The organism is Dyadobacter sp. 3J3 (assembly GCF_009801115.1).
In the GTDB taxonomy this organism is placed as follows: domain Bacteria; phylum Bacteroidota; class Bacteroidia; order Cytophagales; family Spirosomataceae; genus Dyadobacter.
Window position 1 is genome coordinate 298880 of record NZ_VTOL01000003.1, and the last position, 26092, is coordinate 324971.

The window sequence follows — 26092 nt, forward strand, 5'->3', positions numbered from 1 at the left end:
CATTTGCTCTTCAAAGTATTGTTTAAGACAACATATTCTAATGATCCCAAATAACGCCTAAACGCTAAAAGCTAACGCCTAAAACCCATGTCAGCCATTCCACAATCCCGTCCGTCTTTGTTATCGCAGCTTATGCAGGTGCCGGTTATCGTTGCTGCGCTTGGTTATCTGGTGGATATGTATGATTTATTCTTGTTTAGTGTCGTCCGTGTTCCCAGTTTAAAAGCACTTAATGTCGCAGATGATCAGCTTTTGACGGAAGGAATAAAATTGCTGAATTACCAAATGGCCGGTATGTTAATTGGTGGTGTTTTATGGGGAATTCTTGCTGACAAGAAAGGACGACTTTCCGTACTTTTCGGATCCATCATCATGTATTCTTTAGCCAACATCAGTAATGGATTTGTAACGTCAGTTGATCAGTATGCGATTTTAAGATTTGTTGCCGGTGTCGGTTTGGCAGGAGAACTTGGTGCCGGAATTACACTGGTTACCGAAGTTTTACCGAAAGAAGTCCGGGGATACGGAACAACGCTGGTTGCAACGCTCGGTGTTATGGGAGCCATTCTGGCCTATTTTGTGGCCGATTTATTCGCGTGGAGAATCTCATATTTCGTCGGTGGCGGAATGGGATTGATACTTTTGATACTAAGATTCAATGTTTTTGAGTCAAGTATGTTTCAAAAAATAAAAGAGAAAAGTGTTGACCAGGGAAACATTCTGATGATCATCGGAAATCGTAAACGGTTCAGTAAATATTTGATGGCCATTCTGGTTGGACTTCCCATCTGGTTTGTTGTTGGTATCCTGATCACCTTTTCACCGGAATTTGGTCATGCCAAAGGAATTGTTGGTGTGAACGCGGGTAAAGCAGTTATGCTGGCTTTTTCAGGACAGGTTTTTGGTGATATCGCCAGCGGATTACTAAGTCAATACTTACAAAGCCGGAAGAAGGTAATCGGCTTATTCATCACACTTTCACTCTGTATGATGATAACTTATCTCCTGATTCCTTTAGAGGATGCTTTTTCCTTCTATGTTGTGTGTGCATTCTTAGGATTTTGCAATGGCTATTGGACATTATTCATTACCATCGCTGCCGAACTTTTCGGAACAAATTTACGTGCAACGGTAGCTACAACAGTTCCTAATTTTGTCCGCGGTGCTACCATTCCGTTAGCTGCATTGTTTGTACAGTTCAAACCTAATCTTGGTGTAATCAACAGCGGACTTACTCTGGGCATTATAACCAGCATCATTGCTTTGATCGCATTGTATTTCCTGGAAGAGACATTTACGAAGGATATGAATTTTGTGGAAAAGGATTGAAAACGGATCCTTTACGGAAACTAAAAAAAATATTTTCCATTTCCAGGGAATAAATTCCCTGGCTACAATGTCGGCCGTGCCTACGGCACTGGATCATGGCTTTGAACTAATGGTATAATATTCAGAGATTTAATTTACAAAATAAGCTACCTAAAATTTATTATTACAAAATGCCGTAGGCATGACCGACATTGTAGCCAGGGATTTTAATCCCTGGATCCGTGGTGATCCTAGCGTTCACAAAATGCCGTAGGCATGACCGATTTTAATTCACATGACCAGCTTTGTCCAAAATTAATTTTTACGATTACACATCATCCAGATCATTGCTTTTACAAAAATGCAACAACACATTTCCACCGCTCAATTACTCATTTATTCCCCAAACCACTTATCACCGAAAAGCATCCACTCGTGTACTTTGTTATACATAGTACCTGCCATCACCCTATCTTTGATTCATCAATAAGGGAAACAATTATAACAAAACATTAAATATAATTAGCCATGAACAATTCAATCAAAAATATCGCTGTTGCTTTCGCATTTGTTACTTCTTTCGCTTTCGCTGCTAACGCTGAAAACAAAGAAACTAAAAAAGCTTCCGCTTTTGGAACTGGGGTTTACATCAATAAAGGTGGAAAAATCAACGTATTAGTTGATAAAGCAGATGACAATGCTTCAACAACTATTCTTGTGAAAAATGAAAACGGAGACGTGGTTTACCGCGAAATTGTTGCAAAAGGAAATCAAAAATTCGGTCGCCAGTTAAACGTTACGGATCTTGAAGCCGGAAAATATGAAATCGATGTAACAAGCAAAAACGAAACCCAAACCAAAGCATTCCAATTATCAGATCAAAAAACAGAACGTGTTTTGACAATCAAATAAGCAGTTTTTGAAATAATTATTAGCCATTCATAAAGAAAATATTAGCCATACTTAAAAAATCAAAGCCATGAAAACTTACATCAAAAATATCGCTGTTGCTTTCGCATTTGTTGCCTCATTCGCTTTCTCTGCTCATGCAGATGATAAAGCCACTAAAAAAGCCTCTGTCCTTAACACTGGCGTTTACATCAACAAAAATGGAAAAATTAACGTTTTTGTCGATAAACTTAACAGCAATTCCAACACGACAATCGTTGTTAAAAATTCAGCCGGAGATGTTGTTTACCGGGAAGTAGTTGAAAAAGATCTTCAAAAATTCGGACGTATTTTAAATGTTGACGAGCTTACCGCCGGTAAATATGAAATTAAAGTAAGCAGTAAAAATGATTCACAAACTAAATCATTTCAATTGTCAGAACCGGTTGTTGAGCGTGTTGTGACTATTAAATAAAAACATTCTGATATTTTACTTTTTGAAAATGGCTTTCGTGAAAAACGGGAGCCATTTTTTGTCTGTGCTAATATAAAATATAGCCAAATTCATTCCCCAGGGATAAATCCCCTGGTTAACAATATCGGTCCGGGGTGCGTAGCCGTGCTTACAGCATTGAAAAAAATGCCATAGACATGAGCCATAATGATATTTATAGATTTCCATCTTTGATAAGTAACAATTTGTGCCATTACTAAATGCCGTAGGCATGAACGACATTGTAGCCAGGGATTTTAATCCCTGGATCCGTGGCGATCCTAGCGTTCAAAAAATGCCGTAGGCATGAACGACATTGTAGCCAGGGATTTTAATCCCTGGATCCGTGGCGATCCTAGCGTTCAAAAAATGCCGTAGGCACGAACGACATTGTAGCCAGGGATTTTAATCCCTGGATCCGTGGTGATCCTAGCGTTCACAAAATGCCGTAGGCATGGCCGACATTGTAGCCAGGAATTTTAATCCCTGGATCCGTGGCGATCCTAGCGTACAAAAAATGCCGTAGGCACGAACGACATTGTAGCCAGGGATTTTAATCCCTGGATCCGTGGTGATCCTAGCGTTCAAAAAATGCCGTAGGCATGGCCTATTTTAATTCACATGACCAGCTTTGTCCAAAATTAATTTTTACGATTACACATCATCCAGATCATTGCATTTACAAAAATGCAACAACACATTTCCACCGCTTAATTACTCATTTATTCCCAAAACCACTTATCACCAAAAACCATCCATTCATGTACTTTGTTATACATAGTACCTGCCATCACCCTATCTTTGATTCATCAATAAGGGAAACAAATCATAAACATTAAAATATAAATTAGCCATGAACAATTCAATCAAAAATATCGCTGTTGCTTTCGCATTTGTTACTTCTTTCGCTTTCGCTGCTAACGCCGAAAACAAAGAAACTAAAAAAGCTTCCGCTTTTGGAACTGGGGTTTACATCAATAAAGGTGGAAAAATCAACGTATTAGTTGATAAAGCAGATGACAATGCTTCAACAACCATTCTTGTTAAAAATGAAAACGGAGACGTGGTTTACCGCGAAATTATTGCAAAAGGAAATCAAAAATTCGGTCGCCAGTTGAACGTTACGGATCTTGAAGCCGGAAAATATGAAATCGATGTAACAAGCAAAAACGAAACCCAAACCAAAGCATTCCAATTATCAGATCAAAAAACAGAACGTGTTTTGACTATCAAATAAGCAGTTTCTGAAATAATTATTAGCCATTCATAAAGAAAATATTAGCCATACTTAAAAAATCAAAGCCATGAAAACTTACATCAAAAATATCGCTGTTGCCTTCGCATTTGTTGCCTCATTCGCTTTCTCTGCACATGCAGATGATAAAGCAACCAAAAAATCAACAGGTTTCGGTACCGGAATTTATACTACCAAAGGTGGGAAAATCAATGTTCTGGTTGACAAAGTGAATCAGGATTCACCAACCATTTTAGTGTTAAAAAATAACTTGGGAGACATTGTTTATCGTGAAGTAATTGAAAAAGGAAGCCAAAAATTCGGACGCTCTTTAAATTTAAATGAACTGGAAGCAGGAAAATATGAAATCCAGGTGACCAGCAATGGAGAAACTCAATCAAAATCGCTTCAATTGACAGAACAAAAAACTGAACGTGTTTTGACAATCAATTAACTCGGATTAATCAAGCAGTCAAATCTATTAGCCAGCGTTAATAAAAGCGGTCTCCAAACAACGGAAACCGCTTTTTCTTTTTTATATTCTCCAAAAACCGCCGTTCAATCATTAGTGGATTTAAGTCCATATCCTTTGTTGTCTGCCAATGCATTTGCTGCGACTAAGATGATGAAAATGTCCAATGAGCCTGGGAAAATTCAAGCACAAACATTTAATCCATCATAATCACATTAGCTATGAAAAAGACAACCAAAACAATCATCGGTACCATCGTACTTGTTGTAATTACCTGCATTTCTGCTTTTGCAGATGAAAAGGAAGCCAAAAAACCAACCGGTTTCAGAACAGGGATTTACCGTTCTATTGATGGAAAAATCAATATCTATGTTGACCGTGTTAATAAATCTGCGCCGGCCATTATTTTGTTGAGTGACGATGGAGGACAAGTTTTATACCGGGAAATTATCCGAAATAACTATGCGAAGTTCGGTCGCGCACTAAACGTTGATCAGCTTGAAGACGGGCATTATACGCTCAAAATAATGATTGGCAATGAAATTCTTTCAAAATCTGTCTTTTTGACCGAACAAAAAATACAACGTTCTCTAAAAATTGAATAACATTTTCTGCCATTACGCATCCACTTCCCCAAGCTCTTTATTAGCCATGTTCACGTAAAACGGCTTCCAGATTACCGGAAGCCGTTTTTTTATTTATGCTATTCTTAATATTATCTACTTTCGGCCACAATCACCGGCAGTTCCGCCTCGATTTTCTCTCTTCTTGGCTCGTACCATTCCGGTAATTTTAAGGCAGTACCTAATTCCGCAACACTTTCATCTACCGAAAATCCCGGAGGATTTGTGGCAATTTCAAATAGGATCCCACCCGGTTCGCGGTAATAAATACTATGGAAATAATTACGGTCTAAAACTTCGGTTGGATTATAACTTCCCGACAACAATTTCTCCCGAATTTCCAGCTGTGTTTCGTCACTATCCGTTGCAAAAGCTACGTGATGAACTGAGCCTGCACCCTGCAAAGCACGAATATCTTTTGGCGATTCCAGTACATCTACATAAGAACCAGGGCCGCCAGCACCCGCTTCAAATCTATAAACCCCATTTTCTTCTCCAACCAGGCGATGCTGCATCACATCGGTCAGCAAAGAAACTGTTTTATCAATTTTATATTCATTTAGCGAAACTGTGTACGCACCACGGATCGAATATTCGGCTGGAATTTTCCCGTTGTCCCATCCCGGACGTTTGTCAACATCATTGGCAACAAGCTCCACACCCATTCCATCGTAATCTTCGAAACGGAGATAAGTTTCATTAAATCGCCTGTAAGGTCCTGCATAAGGAATGCCGAAATGCACCAGCCTGTCCATCCAGAAACTTAATGAAGCTGTTGGAATTGAAAAAGCTGAAAAAGTTAATTGTCCGCCACCCTTCCGGCCACGAACCAAACCCGCATATGGAAAAAATGTAACAATGGAGCCCGGTGAGCCTGTTTCATCTCCGTAATATAAATGGTAGACATCTGGTGCATCAAAATTGACCGTTTTTTTCACCATCTTCAAACCAAGAATTCCTACATAAAAGTCAACATTTCTCTGTGCGTCACTTGCCAATGCAGTGATATGATGCAAGCCATTGATAAGATTTTCCATGTTTTAAAATTTATATGTTGTTACATTTAATGTATATACATGTATTATCAAAACTTAGTTCAATAATCTGCCAAAATAATGGTGAAAAGCTATTTTGATCGATTGACAGAAGCTAGAACCTGTTGTACGGATTATCGATTTAGAATTAAATACTGAAAAATAATAATCGAGCAAACGCCATATTCCTGACTGATAATAAGGAGATAGGAGAAATCTTTTTCTTTTAAAAATGTCGGTAACATCTGGCATTCAAACTATTTCTAAAATCTGGTTCGCACATGAATTCTCGTCGTGATTTCCTTCAAAAGGTTTCTCTTGGTATTGGTGTAACGGCACTTGCGGGTTTGCCGGTATCAGCCGCGACCCCGTCGGTCCCCTTAGTTCGTGCTGAAAAGCAGCTCCGGGTTGCCATCATGGGGCTGGGTGGTTATGCCAATATAGTGGCCGAGGCTATGCAGAAATGCACCATGGCCACGTTGGTGGGCGTAGTTTCCGGAACTCCTTCCAAAGTTGAAACATGGAAAAAGAAATATAACATTCCTGACAAAAACATCTACAACTATGAGACTGTCAGCGAATTAAAAAACAATCCGGATATTGATATTGTTTATGTAACAACGCCGAATTCCCTTCATCATAAACATGTACTGCAAATTGCAGCGACCGGAAAACATGTTCTTTGTGAAAAACCGGTGGCAGACAACGCCAAACAAACCCGCGAAATGATCGCAGCCTGTGAAAAAGCCGGTGTTAAATTTTACATCGGATATCGCCTTCATTTTGAGCCCCACACGCGCGAACTTATCCGTATGCGCGAATCGGGGGAACTAGGAAAAATCATGCATGTCAACAATTACATGGGTTTCAAAAGTGGGGATCCTACACAGTGGCGTTTGAAAAAAGCATTAGCAGGCGGCGGCGCGATGATGGATGTAGGCGTGTATGCATTAAATGGAGCACGTTATTGTACAGGCGAGGAGCCGATCTGGGTAACGGCTCAAGAAACCAAAACGGACCCTATAAAATTTAAAGAAGTTGATGAAACCATCACTTTTCAGTTAGGATTCCCAAGTGGTGTAATCGCAAATTGCGGGACAACGTACAACTTCAATAATTTCGAAAGACTTTATGTAATAGGTGAAAAAGGATTTGTTGAGCTGTCTCCCGCGTTTGGTTATGGTCCGATAAAAGGGCGAACAAATGCAGGTCCAATGGATATGCCCGCTCACATTCCACACCAGACTTTACAAATGGATGGACTGGCCGATATTATTCTTAACAACAAACCGGATCCACATATTACGGGGCAAGAGGGATTGAAAGACATGATTGTTGTGGACGCCGTTTACGAATCAATCCGAAAAGGAGGACAAAAAATATTAATCAATAAAGCATAATTTCAAATGCCCGGCCAATCAAGCCGGGCATTTTTACTTTTATATAACCCGGAATTTAATTTTTTCTTAACCGGAAAAAGGCCTGAATAATAAGGATCAGGAAATGAGATGCGTTACCTTTGCGGATTCATTCAACATTCGAGTTCGTATTTCATTCCAATTGTTATGTCAGACCATATTAAAAAATTACAAATCGCTATTGAGCCGCTCAGGCAGCAAATTATTAATCATAAAGTTTACCCGGCAATTACCGAGCTTGACGATTTAAGAATATTCATGCAGTACCACGTTTTCGCGGTTTGGGATTTCATGTCACTTTTAAAGGCACTTCAAAATAACCTTACTTGCACTTCTGTGCCCTGGTTTCCGGTTGGTTCGGCCGTAACAAGGCATTTAATCAATGAAATTGTTGCAGGTGAAGAATCAGATATTGATCAAAATGGTGAGTTGAAAAGTCATTATGAACTGTATCTTGAAGCGATGCAGCAAAGTGGCGCAGACACTTCTCAAATTGAAAAATTCATTTCCGAATTAAAGATCAGCAATAATTTAAGTTCGTCTTTTGAAGTATCAGACGCGCCGCAGGCTGCACAGGATTTTGTCAATTTCACTTTTAAGATTATTAATAGCAAAAAGGATTATTTGCAAGCTGCGACCTTCACTTTTGGCAGGGAAGATCTGATCCCGAATATGTTCCATTCCATCGTAAGCGATATCAGCAAAACTTTCCCGGAAGAAGTTTCAATTTTCAAATATTACCTGGAAAGACATATCGAAGTGGATGGCGATCATCATAGTAATCTGGCGTTACAAATGACTTCAAATCTTTGCGGCGATAATGAGACTTTTTGGAAAGAAGCTGAACAGGCAACAATTCTGTCTCTTCAAAAAAGAATCGATCTTTGGGATGCCGTTTACGAGCAGATTGAGAGTAAAAAAACCATATTTAATTAATCTGATCTCCGTTTTCATTGGCTCAAAAATTAAAAAAAATACATACCGAAAAGACCAGTCTGCATGAGCGAAACCTGCATAGGGAAAGGTATGATTTTATAGAATTAATTAACAGTTACCAGGAATTATCAAAGTTCGTTTTTGTCAATCCTTTTGGGGATAAATCCATAGATTTCGCTAATCCAGATGCTGTAAAAGCACTTAACAAAGCCTTGTTGAAATATTTCTACGGGATATCGTACTGGGATATCCCCGACGGTTATCTCTGCCCGCCCATTCCGGGGCGGGCAGATTATATTCATTACATTGCTGATTTACTTGCTTCTGTAAATGGTGGCAAATTCCCTGTCGGGAAAAATGTTAAAGTTCTTGATATTGGCGTAGGTGCTAATTGTGTATACCCTATTGTAGGCCACCGGGAATATGGATGGAGTTTTACCGGCTCTGATATTGATCCTGTTTCTGTCGATTCTGCAAGACAAATTATTGACAAAAAACCTTCGCTCGAAGGTGCGATAGATATTCGTTTACAAACCTCTCCCAAAAATATTTTCAAAGGTATTATTCACCCCGAAGAATTTTTTGACGTTACGATTTGCAATCCGCCATTCCATGCATCCATGGCAGAAGCACAGGCGGGTACAAAGCGAAAACTAATTAATCTAGGATTGGCAAAAGGCCCGAAAGCTGTTCTCAATTTTGGCGGGCAAAATGCTGAGTTATGGGTTGAAGGCGGTGAAGAAGTCTTTGTAAAACAAATGATTCGGGAAAGCGCCGAAATTCCTTCACAATGTTTGTGGTTTACGTCGCTAATTTCAAAAAGGACAACTTTACCAGGAGTTTATTCTGAACTGAAAAAAGTAAATGCATTAAATGTAAAAACGGTTGAAATGGCACAAGGGCAAAAAGTAAGCAGGTTTGTGGCATGGACATTTCTGGATAACGATATGCAGAAGAAATGGGCAAAAGAGCGATTTAAAAAGTAGTATTTCGGTTAGTATATTTTTAAAATAAACATCGTCACGAAATAGGATATGCCACCCTTTCAGGGTTTTTCCAGCATAAATCATACCCTTGCTATAATAATGTCATCCCTTCGGGATTAGTTAAGGTTTGAAAATTCAATTATTACAAATTACGTTTTGTCTAAAAATCAATAATTGATTTGATCTTATTTTAAATTCAGTAAACTGATTTACATTCCTGGTTTTGCTTAACATAAAATCCCGAAGGGATGACATTATTATAGAAATTCGATACCATCAATTTACCAAAACCCTGAAAGGGCGACATAAATATTTCCTTCCCTGCACGTTATCAACATTAAATTTCCTGAAAATTTTCCTTATGTCTTTACTGCCATCATTTTGGTATTAAAATATTCATTTAATCCGTCCCCATGAAAAAATTCAGCATTTTCGCCTCAGCACTAACTTTGGCATTATCTTTTTTCACACCGCATTCACTTTCTGCCCAAATCATGGATAAAAAATCGATTATCGCCCCCGGGGCCCAGGTTGAAAAATTAGGCGACGGTTACAAATTCACTGAAGGTCCCGTTGCGGATGCGCAGGGAAATGTTTTCTTTACTGATCAGCCTAATAATAAAATCATTCGTTGGGATGCCGAAACTGGCACATTTAGTACCTTTTCAGAAAATTCTGGTCGTGCAAACGGTATGTATTTTGACAAAAAAGGAAATCTCGTAGCATGCTCTGATGAAGATAACCAGGTTTGGTCTTTTGATAAAAAAGGAAAAGCAACGGTGCTTGTCAAGGATTATGACGGAAAACTTTTGAACGGCCCAAATGATCTTTGGATCGATCCAAAAGGAGGCATGTATCTTACCGATCCGCTTTATCCGAGAGATTACTGGAAACGTGATCCAAAAATGCAGCAGGACGGAGAACACGTTTATTACCTAAGTCCAGATGGCAAAAAATTGGTTCGTGTGGATGATCAGCTCAAAAAACCAAACGGAATTATTGGAACTGCCGATGGAAAGAAATTATATGTTGCAGATATTGGCGCCAGCAAAACCTATTTATACGACATCAATAAAGATGGATCGTTATCAAACAAAACCTTGTTTATATCAAAGGGATCTGACGGGATGATTCTTGACAACGAAGGAAATTTATACATTACCGGAAATGGCGTAACAGTTTTCAATAAGAAAGGAGAAGAAATCGCTCATTTTCCTGTTCACAAAGGCTGGACAGCCAACTTATGTTTTGGTGGAAAAAATCGCGATTTACTATTTATAACTGCTGAAACAGCCGTTTACGGAATAAAAATGAGCGTAAAAGGAGTAAAATAAGATACCGGAAAACGAAAAATTGACCATAACCCACACAACAGAAATGACTATTGACAATAACAACATTGATATTGTGACCGAAACAAATCCATTATTAACAGCATATAACACCCCTTTCGAAGTCCCGCCATTCGATAAGGTAAAACCGGAGCATTTTATGCCGGCTTTTGAAGAGGGAATGAAAGAAAATGAAAAAAGCATTTTTGAAATAACAACACAGGAAGATGCTCCAACTTTTGAAAATACAATTGAAAAACTGGAAACAAGCGATGAACGGTTATCGAAAATCGGTAGTGTATTTTTCAATCTGGCTTCCGCAAATACTTCTCCTGAAATAGAGACAATATCTCAGGTTATTGCACCAAGATTATCTCAGCACAGCGATGACATTTTCCTGAATGCGGATTTATTCAAAAGGGTAAAAACCTTATATGATCAGCAAGGCAGCCTCAACCTGACTCAGGAGCAAAAGCGTTTATTGGAAAAAACATATAAAGCATTTGTCAGAAGCGGGGCAAATCTGGATGCAAAACAACAAATCAGAATGCGGGAGATCAATAAACAACTTTCGATTTCAACCGTGCAGTTTGGACAAAACCTGTTAACCGAAACTAATAAATTTGAACTGCTGGTTGATAATGAAATCGATCTTGCAGGGTTACCGGCTTCGCTTATCGCGTCAGCTGCACATGCTGCTTTGGAGTCCGGCCATGAAGGCAAGTGGAAATTTACGCTTCATAATCCGAGTGTTATGCCATTTTTACAATATGCCGAAAACCGTCAGCTTCGCGAAATAATGTACAATGCGTACGTCAATCGCTGTAATCATGACGACGAGCTGGATAATAAGGAAATTGTTGCCAACATTTCATCATTGCGGGCAGAACGTGCACAATTGCTTGGCTACAAAACACACGCCGATTTTGTATTGGAAGAAAGTATGGCAAAAACTCCGGATCAGGTTTATGAATTACTGGACGGACTTTGGAAATCTGCTTTGCCTGTTGCCAAAAATGAGGTTCTCGAAATGCAGAAAGTCATGAATAACGAAGGAAATGGCGGTGAACTGGAAGCCTGGGACTGGGCCTATTATGCGGATAAGGTGCGCAAGGAAAAATACAATTACAACGCCGAAGAACTTCGCCCTTATTTTCAGCTGGAAAATGTTCGGGATGGTATTTTTACAGTTTGTCAAAAACTTTACGGACTCACTTTCACTGAGATTCAGGACATTCCAAAATATCATCCGGACGTCATTGTTTACGAAGTAAAAGAAGCTGATGGAACACATGTTGGTATATTTTACATGGATTTTTATTCCAGAAATTCAAAAAGAGGCGGTGCCTGGATGACTTCCTATCGCAAACAATCAGCGCTGACGGTTCCTGTTTCTCCGATTGTAGCCAACGTTTGTAATTTTCCAAAACCAACAGGAAGTGAGCCCGTACTTCTAACTCCTGATGAAGTGGAAACATTTTTTCATGAATTTGGCCATGCGCTGCACGGTTTGTTATCTCAGGTTAAATATGAAACGTTGTCAGGCACATCCGTTCCACGTGATTTTGTTGAATTGCCTTCTCAAATCATGGAGCATTGGGCTTTTGAGCCGGAGGTATTGAACTTCTATGCTAAACATTACCAAACCGGGGAAGTCATTCCGACCGAACTGATTGAAAGAATGGAAAAAGCTTCGAAATTTAATCAGGGTTTTGGAACGGTTGAATATCTGGCTGCGTCATTTCTGGATCTGAGCTACCATACACTTTCGTCAGGAGAAAAAGTGGATGTTGCTTCTTTTGAAAAAGAAAAAATGAATGACCTGGGTTTGATTAAACAAATTGCTCCAAGATACCGTAGTACCTATTTCCAGCATATTTTCTCGGGAGGATATTCGGCAGGTTATTACAGTTATATCTGGTCTGAGGTTTTGGATAGTGATGCTTTTGCCGCTTTCAAAGAAAAGGGAGATATATTTGACCAGGAAACGGCAACTTCATTCCGGAAAAATATTCTGTCAAAAGGTGACACACAAGAACCTATGACTTTGTACAAAGCATTCCGGGGAAGAGAGCCGGAAGTGAAATATTTACTGGAAAACCGGGGACTGAACAAGCCTTCATAAATTATAATAATAAAATAATGATCAGGGTGCAGACTTGAAATTCTGCACCTTTTTTATTGGTTTTTTTATTCAATCGTAGATCCGTTCGACTTTCAAAATATCATTTCCGCCATTTTTTAAATTATACTATATTCATCAATAGGACGTTACCAAAGGAATCATAACTCAACCTATGCGTATAACTTATACTTTATTATTTTTGCTGATTTCTTTCATCGTTAACGCACAGGAACGTATAACCATTAGTGGTTTTGTGAAAGAAAAAGGAAGTCAGGAATCGTTGCCGGGTGTTAATGTTTATATTCCGGATACTCCTTTTGGTGCTGTTACAAACACATATGGTTTTTATTCTCTTACCATCCCCACGATGGATTCCGCCCGGATTATTTATTCGTTTGTCGGATATGAAAATGTTGAGAAAAAGGTCTTTCTGAATAAAAATATTGAGATTAATATTTTACTTGAAACAGTAAATCAGCTTGAAGAAGTTGTTGTTTCAGCGCGGCGGGAAGAAGACTATATCAGCCATTCTGCTCAAATGAGCCAGATAGAAATACCGATTTCCCAGATAAAAAAAATACCTGCTTTTTTTGGTGAAAAGGATGTTTTAAAAGTTTTACAGCTGATGCCGGGTGTTCAAAAAGGGACGGAAGGACAAACGGGCTTGTATGTCCGGGGCGGTGGTCCGGATCAAAACCTGATCATTCTGGATGATGCGGTTGTTTATAATGCCAATCACCTTTTCGGCTTTTTTTCCATTTTCAATAGTGATGCGTTAAAAAGCGTAGAACTTACAAAAGGCGGTTTTCCTGCCCGTTATGGTGGAAGACTTTCTTCTGTATTGGAAATGAATATGAAGGAAGGGAATAAAGAAGCCTTACATGGAGAAGGAGGAATTGGCGTTATTTCCTCGCGCCTTACGCTGGAAGGGCCTATTTCAAAAGGGAAATCCTCCTTTTTGATTTCCGGAAGAAGGACATACATTGATTTTCTGGCAAAACCACTCATTGCCCGCAGCCAGCGAGGAGAAAGCGAGCAAGTAAAACCGGGTTACTATTTTTATGATCTTAATGCCAAAATCAATTATGATCTGGGGGCAAAAGACAAAGTTTATCTGAGTGGATATTTTGGTCACGACAAGTTTTACGCCAATCAAACTGACCCTAATAACGAATCCAGGGCCGGGCTTGATTGGGGAAACAGAACGGCAACTTTACGCTGGAATCATCTTTTGAATCAAAAACTGTTTGTCAATACTTCATTCATTTACAGCAATTTCGAATTCGGTGTTACCAATTACGATAAAAATATTAATACCGACGGAAGTGTTCGCGATGAATATAGTTTGAAATACACGTCGCAAATTCGGGACTTGGGTGTTAAAACCGATCTTGACTTTTATCCTTCTCCAAAACATTCAGTAAAATTTGGAGCTCAGGCAACGTTCCACCGGTTTGTTCCTTCTGCACTGGCTATTTCGGGCTCACTTATTGATGCATCTCTGGAACGTTCTGTAACGCCGGTCAACACACTGGAAGCGGGAATTTATGTTGAAGATACCTGGCAGGCAACGGACGCTTTGAAGATGAATGCAGGTTTTCGAATGAGTTCATTTCAGACAGAATCTAAAACCTACATCAGGCCCGAACCTCGTTTTTCTGGCGCATTAAGGTTAGCACAGGATTTTTCATTGAAAGCATCTTATGCACAAATGAACCAGTATGTTCATTTACTTTCCAATACCGGTTTGGGATTACCAACCGATTTATGGGTTCCAACGACTGATCGTGTTGCACCGCAGCAATCAAAACAGGTAGCTATTGGTTTGGCAAAAGATTTGGAAAAACCCGCTTTGACTTTAACACTGGAAGGGTATTACAAAAAAATGAATCACATTCTTAATTACAAAGAAGGTGCATCTTTCCTTAGTGTAAGCGGTGAAAATGCGAATGAATTAAGCTGGGAAGATAATGTAACGGCTGGAAAAGGATGGTCTTACGGAGCTGAGTTTTTGGTCCATAAAAAGGCCGGTAGATTTTCAGGCTGGGTTGGTTACACACTTTCCTGGACCAAATGGCAGTTCCCTGAATTGAATTTCGGAAAAACATTTTACCCCCGTTACGACCGTCGTCACGACTTATCGGTAGTCGGGATTTATGAATTGAACAAACGTATCACCATGTCTGCAACCTGGGTATATGGCACAGGAAATGCGCTGACGTTGCCGCTTGCCAGCTATACCGGTGTGACAGATAATATTTTTAGCCGCAATGTAACTACCGGTAAGCCAGCTGTTACCTGGAGCGGCGATCAGGTAAATGAATATGGAGCAAAAAACGGTTTCCGTGCGGAAGCTTTCCACAGGCTCGATCTGGCTATACAGTTCCATAAGAAAAAGAAAACGCATGAGCGTACCTGGGAGTTTGGACTGTATAACGCTTACAACAGAAGAAATCCTTTTTTCTATGATATTTCCGAAGAAACGCTGGCCAATGGTAATAAGAAAACGTCCTTAAAGCGGTATTCGTTATTCCCAGTACTGCCTTCGATCAGTTATAACTTTAAGTTTTAAGTCAACATGAAGATCAACTTTTTTATCATACTGATTGCCATCACAGCACTTTTTTCCTGTGATACACTGGTTACTGACGTTTCTCCTGATGATGTTCCGGGTATTGGTTCCAAGCTCGTCGTGCAATCTTTTATTTCTCCGCAAGCGGCCAGGATCTATGTTGTGGTTACAGAATCCATTCCGCTATTCGGGGAATCTAACTCCGAAAATTCTGTTATTAAAAATGCAATCGTTAAACTTTCAGGTGGCGGAAAGGAAATTATTTTACCATATGATTCTACCAGTCAGCTATACAGTATCGAAAAAGCCAGTTTTCCAATTGTAGCGTCCCAAACATACAAGCTGTCTGTTTCAGATCCTACCCGTTTTGTGGATGCAACCTGTACGGTGCCGGCAAATCAGGTTACGATAAAATCATACGTTATCGATACAGCTTATATTACCAGAAGAAATGGACGTCCTGACACCGCATTGACGGTTAATACTGTATGGCAGGATATTGCCGGAGAGGCTAATTTTTATAGAGTTCGTGCCAATATGGATGTGGAGTATTCGATCCTTGAAGGAACCAGTCCGGACAATTTCCAGGAAAAACGCGTCAGAAACCGATTCAGTTTCAACTGGAATGATGACAGCGGCCGCAGCGACTTTCAAAGTGATGTAAACCTGGATGGGACTTCCTTTACTTCACCGCTCGGAAGAAGTTTTCTGCCCACCACTCTTTTATACACCTCCGCTGACGGCACAAAATATTATGCAAAACAAAAACCCAGATTAGTATCCGTGGTGATAGAAGTGAACAACACAGAAAAATCATATTACGATTATCACAAATCGCTAAAACTTGCAGATCAGTCAGATAATCCTTTTTCTGAGCCTTCCCTGGTTTATAATAATATCAATGGTGGATTGGGTTGTTTTGCTGCTTACAATAATAAACAGATTATTTACCGGCCCAAATAAAGTAATAGATAATTAGTAAGCTTTTTAATTTTGATTAGATTTAATGATCAAATAGACCAGTCTGTTTATTTATAACCAAAAAACCGATTATGAAACATCATCCGGTCTTACCGAAGGAACGTATTTTGGATACAGCACTGAGGCTGTTTCATGAGCAGGGATATAACACCACCGGCATCAATCAGATTATCAGCGAAGCAGGCGTAGCAAAAGCCAGTTTGTATCTTCATTACAAATCCAAGGAAGATTTAGGAGTGGAATATTTAAAAGCCCGTCAACAAATCTGGTTTGAACAGCTTTTAGCATTTACCGACGAATCAAAAAAAGAAAAAAAGAAAGTCCTGGCCTCTTTCGATTTCCTGATTCATATCAACGAAAAAGAAAATTTTCGCGGGTGCAGTTTCCTGAATATGTTATCAGAAATCCAGTCGGATGAATCAGTATTACTTGCTGTTATTCAGGAATATAAGCAGCAGCTCAGGATATTTTTTGCTGAGATCATGGAAAATCCAAAGGATGATTTAAGTGATACCGTTTATCTTCTGTTTGAAGGTGCTATGCAGGAAAGTCAATTATTCAAAAGCCAGTGGCCTGTTGAAAGAGCTAAGAAAATTGTTTCTGATTTATATAAGCTTAAATATTTTAAGTGATGATTTTATCTCTTTTGCGTTCTACAAAATCTTCCTTTTTGAGGTCAAAGTACCTCATTTTGTTTTTTTTATTAAACCAACTGCTTCATTCCCAAGATTAAACTATTATGAATATTTTAATCTTCGAAAAATCTGTATATCAATCCCTTGATAAATCAAATATGTTTTTTTGCCATAATTCACCTGCTGAAAGATGGTAGATTTTAAAGTCTACAATCCGTTATAAATTTCACGGCATAGTTTTTTGACTCTTTTAATTACAAAAGGAATAATAATTCTTAAAAATACAAATCACTACAGGACTACACTTCATCATCAAATAAACGTGGATGTTGTTATACCAGAAATGGTTAACAACATCCTTTTTTTGTAAAATATTGGTAACAAAGTATATAAGTTAGGCAAAAATGCATAGTTTTCACATGCTCTGTGCTTTAAGTTATCAGCGATCATTCGCAATGTTATGAAACAAAAAAATTTAACCCCTCATGAAATCTACACAATTTACAATCTCTGGAATTCTTCTGTCCTTCGTATTTTTTACTTCGTGTACCAAGGAAAATGAAAGCAGTTACACCGGTTTAAGCGGCAAATTTGTAAACGAAACTTTCCTCAAACAAGCAGCCGATTCTATCCCAGGCCTGATTCCAGTCTATTGTTACGAACTTAATTTCTCCAGTAAAGACAGCGTCGATATTTTATATGGTTTTGAGCAATCCAGGCTTGCATATAAAAAGGATGGCAAGAAATATTTACTCGTTCACGCACTTCAGGAAAAGGATATGTCTTTTACTGTAAACGCAGATAAAACGATCACGCTGGTTGACAGCGCCTGGAATGGAGTGACACATAATTCTACTTTTAAAGAGTCAACCCTTGTAACACAACAGAAATGGGATTTCGAAAATCACCTAAATCAACAGATGATTGCGGGAGAATATTTTCTGTTTAAAGGCGAGAAACAATCTGAACAAAAAGTAGATTTAAACGTAGATGGTTCTGTAACCGGATTGGAAAATTTTAAACGTTATAATTTGTGTTACAGCGGAGATTGTGTAGGCGAAATCTATCCGATTTCTAACAGTATTACTTTTAGTAACGATAAAAAGGAAGTATTTACTTATGCTTTCAAAACGGATAAAACCAGAAAAAAGCTAAGTATTTACCAGATTGAAGGCCCCGTAAAAGACATCAAGGGAGAAAGAGCTATTAAAGAACTGGCTTTTGATTTGAGAAAATAAAAAGCCGAAATGAATCTAAAACAGAAAAGCCACCTCGTTATGAAGTGGCTTTTTCTGTTTTTTTATTCGAACCTTATACTTAAAAAGAAGAACCTACAAGTTTTACGATGCTTCCCAAAGAATTACTGGAAGCTTTCGCCGCCAATTTTCCTGCTATTCCTTTTTTATCCAAACCGCTAACTGCTTTTGTTGCTTCTCCCAAGACACCGCTCAACTGACTTTGTGTTCCGGAACCTAATACAGAAGATCCCGCTTTCACCAGGCCAAGGCTGCTGGTAAGACTGGATGCATTTCCCAATAAACCGGATTCCCCCTTTCCTAGCAAACTGCTTATTCTGTTGGCACCAAGAAGCATTTTCACTGCGCTAACGGCCTTTCCTAATATGCCGCTCTGTAATTTTCCGCCCGAAGCCAAAGGGATCAGCGATTTCAAATCTCCTACTTTGCTCAAAAGTTTGCCTTTTAAATCTCCGGTCGAACTTTTCGCTTCTGTTTCCAAAGCTGTTGTTCCGGCTGTTAAAGCCTTTACAGTTGCTGCTGTATCTCCTTTTGCCGAAAGTGCGACAGCACTATCCAACTGTGCTTCGGCTGATAATGTTTGCGCAAAAGATGCGGTAACTGCTAAAAATAAAGTAACTAATGATAAAATGTAATTCTTCATAACTTGTGTTTATTTACGTGATGAACTTGTGACGTAATAAAATTGAAAAAGACACGCGATACCAAAAATAAAATGGATCCAGATTTGAAAGTCAATCCAAGAAACCGGATCCATTATTTTCTTCTGACAATGCTAGTGATTTCTTTTGGACTTCTTTCAAGAAAAATAGCGTACCAACTGCCTGAGCAGATAAATTTATATCTAGGCGACTCGCTTTGGGCGTTGATGGTTTTCCTGATGACGGGCTTTCTTTTCAACAAAATCTCAACGTTTCACGCAGCGGTGATCGCCATTTCTTTTTGTTATCTTATTGAATTAAGCCAGTTATACCATGCAGACTGGATTAATAACATCAGGCATACAACACTCGGCGGACTTGTTATTGGTTATGGTTTTTTATGGAGCGATATTCTGGCCTACACTATTGGTGTAGGCTTTGGGGCAATATTTGAAAAAATGATTTTGAAGCGTTAGCTGATGGAAAATTAATCCACGGAACAAATTCCACGGCTATTATATCGGTCGTGCCGATCATTCCACGGAATAAATTCCGCGGCTATTATATCGGTCGTGCCGATCATTCCACGGAATAAATTCCGCGGCTATCATATCGGTCGTGCCGAAGGCACTATAACAAACGTTTCCTCATTTCTTCCAGATGAGCATCTGTAAAATCAAGATGTGTAACAAAACGAACCAGGTTTTTACCAAACGTCACTGCCAAAATTCCTGATTTCGCGAGTTCACGTACATAATCAGGCGCTGAAATATTGGCTGCCAAACGGATAATAACAATATTGGTGTCAACCGGATAAATTTCTTCCACTTCGGATTTATGAACGAAAATATCACGGATAGATCGTGCGCGGATATGGTCTTCATTCAAGCGATCTACGTTATTGTCGAGCGCATAAATACCAGCCGCAGCCAAAAATCCAGCCTGCCGCCAGCCGCCACCCATTACCTTGCGAAAACGTTTGGCTTTTGTAATAACCTCTTTTGATCCCAGCAACAGTGATCCCACAGGACAACCAAGACCTTTGGAAAGACAAATACTGATACTGTCAAAAACTTGTCCATACTGTTTCGGACTTTCACCAGTTTCAATTAAAGCATTAAAAAGTCTGGCACCATCCAGGTGAAAAGCCAGTCTATGTTTGTTACAAACCTTGCGAATAGCTTCGATTTCTTTAAAATCATAGTAACTCCCTCCGCCTTTATTCATCGTGTTTTCCAGAGAAACCATCCGGCTTACCGTTGCATGAATATCTCCTTCAGGACTTATTGCGTCGGTAACCTGCGATGCGTTTATTCTTCCTCTCTCACCGTCAAGCAACTTTACGGAAGAAAAAGAATTCAGCATAATTCCGCCACCTTCATACAGATAAATATGGGAAAGTTTGTCACAGATCACATCGCTTCCCGGCTGCGTATGTACCCGGATTGCCAATTGATTTGTCATCGTTCCCGACGCACAAAACAATGCCGCTTCCATACCAAAAAGAGTCGCAGCTTTATCCTGTAATGCATTAACAGTGGGGTCATCGCCCATTACATCATCTCCAACCGGAGCCGACCACATGGCTTCCTGCATTTCTTTGGTAGGACGGGTAACGGTATCGCTGCGAAGATCTATGGTCATTTTATATTTCGAAAAACTAGAAAGTAAAAAAAATCGATCCTTTGATAAGGATCTGATTTAAATGAATTTGCTGAATATAGGAAATCAATTCCGTAAATAATTTCAGTTTTAGCGAGATTTAGAGCAAATTTTCAACCGGAAATTTTATTCTTTCCTTTGGAATATTAATTCTAAAATTCAGCCTATTATCAAGCGTATCATACTGACTTTATAGGTTCATCAGCTTTTTCCAAAATCTCACAAAATTCCTGGCAGGTGACAAATGCTGCGTTTTGCTTTTTCAGATTTTGAATTAATTTATCAAGTTTATCAACCAATTCTTGCCCGTCAGGACTTTTTACATAACCTGGCATTTTATAATCTCCAATCTCTGCAAATTCCCAGGGATGAAAATAGAGCATCAGATTTTTTCTCTTTCGTAAAGTGCGCTGGCATAAAGCTGCATACAAACTAATCGGCAAATTTTTGAATGCAAGCCAAAATAGTGGAAAACGAAATGTAGGTGTTGTGGAACAAGGTAATTCCAGCAACCCGTTTTCACGGTAAGGAAGCGGACTTTTATGCAATAAATTATATCGTCCCGGAAGATAAGTCGGATTTATCGATGAATCATATACAAAACCCCAACCGGCCAAAACTTTGTGGTCGAATGGTTTCAAACGAGGCATTCTAAATCCTGTAACTTTTTCGCCCGTAATGCTTTCAAGAATATTTTTGGATTCCAGAATATCTGTTTCCCTGAATTCATGGAATGGCGAGTGGTACAAAGCGTGTGAAGCAATTTCATGTTTTAATGAAATTGATTTAATTAATTCAGGATTGAGCTGCGCATAATTTCCGGTTGTGAAAAAAGTAGCGCAGATACCCTGTTTATCGAGCAAAGAGATCAATCGTTCCGTTCCGGTTTTGGTAACAGTCATCTGATCCGAATGCGATACTTTTTGACCGTATTCCTCAGCGATATCAAACTCTTCAAGATCAAAAGTCAGCATAACAAAACTCTTGCTCATAACTTACCGATCGTTAAAAACCTGAACACGTTATCAGTTTTTATTGACAAAATTTCCATGCTGTATTTACTAAAAAACCAGATCTAAATTTAGCGGAAAGAACTCCTTATTTTTGATTATTTGGATAGCCCTTTTCGAAAGGGACAAAAGTATTTGTTTTTGTTTGTAAAACATCCGGTGGAAGATTTCTACTTAATAATAATTGACTGTATGTGTGGCAAAAAATATTCGAACGGTTAGTAATCATGAAACTGGAAATTTTGAAAATTACAGGACGACGTTTTAATAGTTAGCTTTTAAAAAATTAATTGATAAATATTAATTCCTGGTTTGATAATGATCTTACACGCATAGCCGCAAAGAGGCGTCATTATAAAGACAAAAAGTAAGCGCAACAAAACAAAAATCGATTTTTATGAAAGACAACTTTTCAAACCATTCAAAACAATATTCTGTTTTCCGTCCTACTTATCCAGACGAAGCCATTGAATTTATTTTAAATCTGGTCAATAATAAAACCAATGTTTGGGACTGCGGGACTGGCAACGGACAACTGGCAGCTAAACTTTCTCCCTTTTTTCAGCACATTTATGCCACCGATATCAGTGAAAATCAGATTACTAATGCTGTGAAAAAAGATAACATCTCTTACAAGGTAGTGGCTGCCGAAAATGTAATTTTTGAACAAAATTTCTTCGACCTTATTACAGTTGCCCAGGCAATTCACTGGTTTGATTTTGAGAAGTTTTATGAAAAAGTTTACCTCACATTAAAGCCCAACGGAATCATTGCCATTATAGGATATAATCTGATGAAGATCGACGAAGAGTCTGACAAAATTATTCGTCATTTATATTCCACCATTTTAGGCGATAAGTATTGGGACAAGGAACGAAAATATCTGGATGAGCAATACAAGACCATTCCTTTCCCATTTCAGGAACTTCAGACTCCTTCATTTTCACAAAAGGTAAAATGGAATTTAGAGGAGCTGATCGGTTATTTAAATACCTGGTCGGCTGTACAACATTTTATTAAAGCAAACGGAATAAATCCGGTAGATGAAGTTAAAAAGGAATTTGAGAATATCTGGGGTAAAGAGAAACAAAAAGAGGTGATATTTCCAACACTTTTAAGAATAGGCAAATTGAAATAGAAGAAAAGTAACACAAATCTCCTCTGATCTCAATATTTAAAACTATTTTTTATACTTTTCCGGGTTGGCATGGTTTTAGACATAGCTATACGTATAAGTGTTAAACCTAAAATCTAAGTTATGAAAACGATCCTTTCGGTATTATTTGGTGTCTTTATATTGTCTTCTTGTAATAGCAGTTCAAATAATGATGCCGCATTAAAAGAAAAACAGAGAACAGTGGACTCCATGCAGGCGATCATTACAAAACAGGCGGTAATTGATTCCATGCGTAACGTAGCTGCTGAGAAAGAAGAGAAAAATAAAATCGAAGAAGACAACAACAAACAGGCTGTTGCAAACAGCAATGTTGTTCAAGAATCTCCACAAGCGGCGCCAAGAAAGAAAAAATGGAATAATGCAGCAAAAGGAGCTGTGATTGGTGCAGGAAGTGGTGCCATTGCAGGTGCTCTTATCGGTAAACATGACCGGGCCAAAGGTGCTTTGGTTGGAAGTATTGTTGGTGGTGGCGTTGGAGTTGGAACAGGACTTGTGGCCGATGGTGTTAAAAAGAAGAAAAATAGAGGGAATTAATTCTTTGGAATTTTAAGTAATTTGATCAGCTTAAAGAAAATATATTATTTCAATACCAAACAGCCTCCTGACTATAAAGTCTGGAGGCTGTTTGGTATTGAACTGGTTATGTTTTATTTAAACTTTGATTTATGCAAAATACTACTTAGATTTATGTTTACTCAAACGGTTACATAGCTATGAAAAGATTACTACTTTTCTCTCTTATTTTTTTGTGTTTTGGCTGCCAGGAAAAATTCACTCCCGCTTCTATTATCGGTTCTGCTTCATTTATAATTAAGGAATTCTCTATACCAGGAGTAAGTAATGACAATATTGAAATCTCTGACCGAAGTGTCATTATCAAACTGCCCGCCAACTACCAGAATGGTGATTTGATAAAGCCGAACATCAAATTAAACGATGGATTTCAACTTTTAACGAATTTAGATAATGGTCTTACTTTTGAAGGAACAAATATCAGTATTACAGCAGAAAGTAAAGTATTTGGCATTTTTACATGTAACATTTATGTAGTTCCTTCCGAGCCGCTCATTCTGGAACCAGAATCTCCTTTTTATAATATTACAATTCAGGAATATGCCTCAATTGCCATTCCTGTGCGTAAACTAGGGACGATCAATACACTTAGTGATAGTGGACTTGTAGCCGAACAACCAATTATTACTCTGAAAGAAAAATCAACGGGTAAAATAAATACTTCCTCTACTGGCTATATAATCTCTGATTCTCTTGGTAAAAACCGGGTTAAAATTAACTTTCCAGTGACGCTGGAAGCTGGAAATTACGAGGCTACCGTATCCTGGAGAAGTCGCAAAACTGTTATTAACGCCCCGCTCACCGTAAAATATGGAAAATTAGCACTTGATACTTTTGGCTGGTATGCCACGAAAAATGATCCGGGATTTATTATTAAAGGTATCAATATATATCCTGAAAATTCCTATGAAATGCTGATCGAAAATGATTTCACTGAGCCCCGTAAAATAAAACTTTTAAGAAAAAACTACAACGCGCTTCAGGCCGAAATTCCTTCTGATCTTGATTTTGGAAATTACAAATCAACAATTTTGGTGAATGGAAAGGCATATGAAAGTTTACAACCAATTGTTACACCTCCCTATACAAATTTCTTTTATAAACGATCTATCGAACAACCGGTGATTGGTTTCATTTCGCAGCCATCAAGTTTTCATTCTGGCGTATGTAACTATTACACCCCTGTTTTACTGATAAAAAGAAGCGAAGAGCTTGTTGTAAATGTTGTCTATCCAAAGGAATGGGGAAATTCTACAATTATTTTGCGGCTTACAAATACAAAAACAGGTATATCATTTGATCTTGATAATTTGGAGCCAAGCTCCACGGTTATGTGCAGCTTTCAATTTGTAACCCGGTTTAAAATTCCTGATGCGATGCCGGACGGGACTTATTCAGTTACCTCGACTGTAGGACATAAAATTGATGGAAATGCTATTATTTCATCGGAAAAATTTGGGCAAATTATTACGGTGGGAAATTGAATTATAAAATCAGCGTCCCAGGGCAATGCCCCGGGCTGATGTTTGGCGCCCTTTCAGGGCTTTTAGCCGCGCATTTCTTCCATTAGTTTTTGGAGGATTCCTACGGTTTTTTCGGTTTGTTCCCGGCTAGGGGTTGTATCCCAGTTTCCTACGATTCCGTTGCCCCCAATGTAAATTCCGTCTTTTCTGGAAATGAAACTTGCACCTTGGGTATAGAGTTTATAATTGACGTCGCTTTGCGGAATAAGGCAGGAAAGCTGTCCGGAAATTGGGGTTAATTCCTGATCATTAAAAACTGGTTTTGCACCTAATCCCATGCAGTTGACCACTACGCGTTCTGGTAACGCATCAATATCTTCCAGTTTTTTAATTTCCAGGATTTTAACTTTTCCGCCAAACATCAGAAAATCATTGAGATGATGTCTTAAATACGACGGAATATTAAACATTAAATTTGATCTCCTTGATACAAAATCTGCCTTGAACGGATGCTCTTTTGAGGTTAATCTTACGCGTTCGGGCAAAAGTCCATGAATTTCAAATTCTTCTCCGCCCGCACCCGGCGCATACACCGGCTCTTTGTCGAAAACACTATATTCCTCGGCCCAGCAGGCAATATCATCCATTCCTAAAAGAAACTGAAAACGACGGAATGAAAAACGGGTTGCATCTTCCCAAACAGCTTTAAATTCCGGTTTAGCCACATTTACATCACAAACTCTTGAAGCGGGCGACCATGTCCCGGTGGCCAGATTACTCGTAATATTCGGTGGTACATCTTTCGTATAAATCGTTACCTCACAGCCACTTTCCTGTAACAAACGCGCCGTAGCAATTCCTACTGCTCCACATCCCAATAAGGCAATTTTCTTCTCATTTGTAGCCAAAACCAGCTTTCTAGCAATATTCCCTGTGCCCCACGAAAGCGACCAGCCACTTCCACCATGTCCATAATTGTGAACAATGGTTTTGTTGCCCAGTTGCTCCGTTTCAATACGAGGACCCGATGCCCGGAAAGGCCGCAAACCAACGGTTTCTTTCACAATCCGGTCCATTGATAAACGCAGCTTGGGAATCTGGTGATAACCTTTGCTGATATGATAATGTTTGTCGGGATACTGAATTTGTGTTTTAGGCGCGCAGGAAGCGGCAACTGCGCCTAATGCAAAACTTGCAGGAACTGCTTTTTGAAAAAAATTTCTACGATTCATTTGAAAGGGAGTAATGGACGTATTCAAACGAAAATTAGTCAA

Annotated in this window: 24 protein-coding genes; 19 read left to right on the plus strand and 5 right to left on the minus strand. The window is 38.9% G+C overall.

Going from position 1 to position 26092, the window contains the following annotated elements; genetic code table 11:
* The first annotated feature begins 87 nt into the window (after positions 1–87).
* The 6 genes from FZF08_RS08260 to FZF08_RS08285 all read left to right on the plus strand — a co-directional run bounded on the left by FZF08_RS08260 (position 88) and on the right by FZF08_RS08285 (position 5000).
* On the plus strand, positions 88–1329 hold the full coding sequence (locus FZF08_RS08260; RefSeq protein WP_159468164.1) for an MFS transporter: 1242 nt from the start codon (positions 88–90) through the stop codon (positions 1327–1329).
* Positions 1330–1836: 507 nt separating this feature from the next.
* Entirely contained in the window at positions 1837–2220 is a 384-nt protein-coding gene (locus FZF08_RS08265; protein WP_159468165.1) for a DUF3244 domain-containing protein, read from the plus strand.
* A 67-nt stretch (positions 2221–2287) separates the two neighbouring features.
* Complete coding sequence (locus tag FZF08_RS08270) at positions 2288–2671, plus strand: DUF3244 domain-containing protein (protein WP_159468166.1); 384 nt, start codon at positions 2288–2290, stop codon at positions 2669–2671.
* Between the two features lie 871 nt (positions 2672–3542).
* The gene (locus tag FZF08_RS08275) at positions 3543–3926 is read left to right on the plus strand and encodes a DUF3244 domain-containing protein (protein WP_159468167.1); all 384 of its coding nucleotides are present in this window, start codon (positions 3543–3545) and stop codon (positions 3924–3926) included.
* A 67-nt stretch (positions 3927–3993) separates the two neighbouring features.
* Entirely contained in the window at positions 3994–4377 is a 384-nt protein-coding gene (locus tag FZF08_RS08280) for a hypothetical protein (RefSeq protein ID WP_159468168.1), read from the plus strand.
* Positions 4378–4616: 239 nt separating this feature from the next.
* A complete protein-coding gene (locus FZF08_RS08285; protein ID WP_159468169.1) occupies positions 4617–5000 on the plus strand; it encodes a hypothetical protein in 384 nt (127 codons plus the stop codon).
* Between the two features lie 110 nt (positions 5001–5110).
* On the opposite strand, the gene FZF08_RS08290 is transcribed toward FZF08_RS08285, so the two are convergent.
* Entirely contained in the window at positions 5111–6055 is a 945-nt protein-coding gene (locus FZF08_RS08290; RefSeq protein WP_159468170.1) for a ring-cleaving dioxygenase, read from the minus strand.
* 278 nt (positions 6056–6333) lie between these two features.
* Between FZF08_RS08290 and FZF08_RS08295 the strand changes: the two genes are divergently transcribed.
* The 9 genes from FZF08_RS08295 to FZF08_RS08335 all read left to right on the plus strand — a co-directional run bounded on the left by FZF08_RS08295 (position 6334) and on the right by FZF08_RS08335 (position 18274).
* A complete protein-coding gene (locus FZF08_RS08295) occupies positions 6334–7452 on the plus strand; it encodes a Gfo/Idh/MocA family protein (protein WP_159468171.1) in 1119 nt (372 codons plus the stop codon).
* 165 nt (positions 7453–7617) lie between these two features.
* Positions 7618–8406 carry a DUF3050 domain-containing protein gene (locus FZF08_RS08300; protein ID WP_159468172.1) on the plus strand — a complete coding sequence of 263 codons (789 nt, stop codon included), beginning with the start codon at positions 7618–7620 and terminating at the stop codon, positions 8404–8406.
* Between the two features lie 17 nt (positions 8407–8423).
* The gene (rlmF, locus tag FZF08_RS08305) at positions 8424–9392 is read left to right on the plus strand and encodes a 23S rRNA (adenine(1618)-N(6))-methyltransferase RlmF (protein ID WP_200837051.1); all 969 of its coding nucleotides are present in this window, start codon (positions 8424–8426) and stop codon (positions 9390–9392) included.
* A 413-nt stretch (positions 9393–9805) separates the two neighbouring features.
* Positions 9806–10726, plus strand: coding sequence for an SMP-30/gluconolactonase/LRE family protein (locus tag FZF08_RS08310; RefSeq protein WP_229216459.1), 921 nt, complete (start codon positions 9806–9808; stop codon positions 10724–10726).
* A 43-nt stretch (positions 10727–10769) separates the two neighbouring features.
* Positions 10770–12848 carry a M3 family metallopeptidase gene (locus FZF08_RS08315; protein WP_159468173.1) on the plus strand — a complete coding sequence of 693 codons (2079 nt, stop codon included), beginning with the start codon at positions 10770–10772 and terminating at the stop codon, positions 12846–12848.
* 172 nt (positions 12849–13020) lie between these two features.
* Complete coding sequence (locus tag FZF08_RS08320; protein ID WP_159468174.1) at positions 13021–15420, plus strand: TonB-dependent receptor; 2400 nt, start codon at positions 13021–13023, stop codon at positions 15418–15420.
* A 6-nt stretch (positions 15421–15426) separates the two neighbouring features.
* Positions 15427–16383: a DUF4249 domain-containing protein gene (locus tag FZF08_RS08325; RefSeq protein ID WP_159468175.1), complete on the plus strand. Its 957-nt coding sequence runs from the start codon at positions 15427–15429 to the stop codon at positions 16381–16383.
* An 89-nt stretch (positions 16384–16472) separates the two neighbouring features.
* Entirely contained in the window at positions 16473–17033 is a 561-nt protein-coding gene (locus FZF08_RS08330; protein WP_159468176.1) for a TetR/AcrR family transcriptional regulator, read from the plus strand.
* 488 nt (positions 17034–17521) lie between these two features.
* The gene (locus tag FZF08_RS08335; protein WP_159468177.1) at positions 17522–18274 is read left to right on the plus strand and encodes a hypothetical protein; all 753 of its coding nucleotides are present in this window, start codon (positions 17522–17524) and stop codon (positions 18272–18274) included.
* Between the two features lie 79 nt (positions 18275–18353).
* Here the strand turns inward: FZF08_RS08335 and FZF08_RS08340 are convergent, their stop codons facing one another.
* Positions 18354–18935: a hypothetical protein gene (locus tag FZF08_RS08340; RefSeq protein WP_159468178.1), complete on the minus strand. Its 582-nt coding sequence runs from the start codon at positions 18933–18935 to the stop codon at positions 18354–18356.
* Between the two features lie 42 nt (positions 18936–18977).
* Here FZF08_RS08340 and FZF08_RS08345 point away from each other — a divergent pair, with 42 nt between their 5' ends.
* Complete coding sequence (locus FZF08_RS08345; RefSeq protein WP_200837052.1) at positions 18978–19409, plus strand: DUF2809 domain-containing protein; 432 nt, start codon at positions 18978–18980, stop codon at positions 19407–19409.
* A gap of 154 nt (positions 19410–19563) precedes the next feature.
* On the opposite strand, the gene FZF08_RS08350 is transcribed toward FZF08_RS08345, so the two are convergent.
* Complete coding sequence (locus FZF08_RS08350) at positions 19564–20577, minus strand: low specificity L-threonine aldolase (protein WP_159468179.1); 1014 nt, start codon at positions 20575–20577, stop codon at positions 19564–19566.
* Positions 20578–20774: 197 nt separating this feature from the next.
* Positions 20775–21587, minus strand: a complete 813-nt coding sequence (locus tag FZF08_RS08355; protein WP_159468180.1) for a polysaccharide deacetylase family protein — start codon at positions 21585–21587, stop codon at positions 20775–20777.
* Positions 21588–22002: 415 nt separating this feature from the next.
* Between FZF08_RS08355 and FZF08_RS08360 the strand changes: the two genes are divergently transcribed.
* From FZF08_RS08360 to FZF08_RS08370, 3 genes are all read left to right on the plus strand, one after another.
* Positions 22003–22743 (plus strand): class I SAM-dependent methyltransferase, encoded by a 741-nt coding sequence (locus FZF08_RS08360; protein WP_159468181.1) that lies wholly within the window; start codon positions 22003–22005, stop codon positions 22741–22743.
* Between the two features lie 120 nt (positions 22744–22863).
* Positions 22864–23316 carry a YMGG-like glycine zipper-containing protein gene (locus FZF08_RS08365; protein ID WP_159468182.1) on the plus strand — a complete coding sequence of 151 codons (453 nt, stop codon included), beginning with the start codon at positions 22864–22866 and terminating at the stop codon, positions 23314–23316.
* A 179-nt stretch (positions 23317–23495) separates the two neighbouring features.
* The gene (locus tag FZF08_RS08370) at positions 23496–24839 is read left to right on the plus strand and encodes a hypothetical protein (RefSeq protein WP_159468183.1); all 1344 of its coding nucleotides are present in this window, start codon (positions 23496–23498) and stop codon (positions 24837–24839) included.
* A gap of 62 nt (positions 24840–24901) precedes the next feature.
* On the opposite strand, the gene FZF08_RS08375 is transcribed toward FZF08_RS08370, so the two are convergent.
* Positions 24902–26050: an FAD-dependent oxidoreductase gene (locus FZF08_RS08375; protein WP_159468184.1), complete on the minus strand. Its 1149-nt coding sequence runs from the start codon at positions 26048–26050 to the stop codon at positions 24902–24904.
* Positions 26051–26092 lie beyond the last annotated feature (42 nt).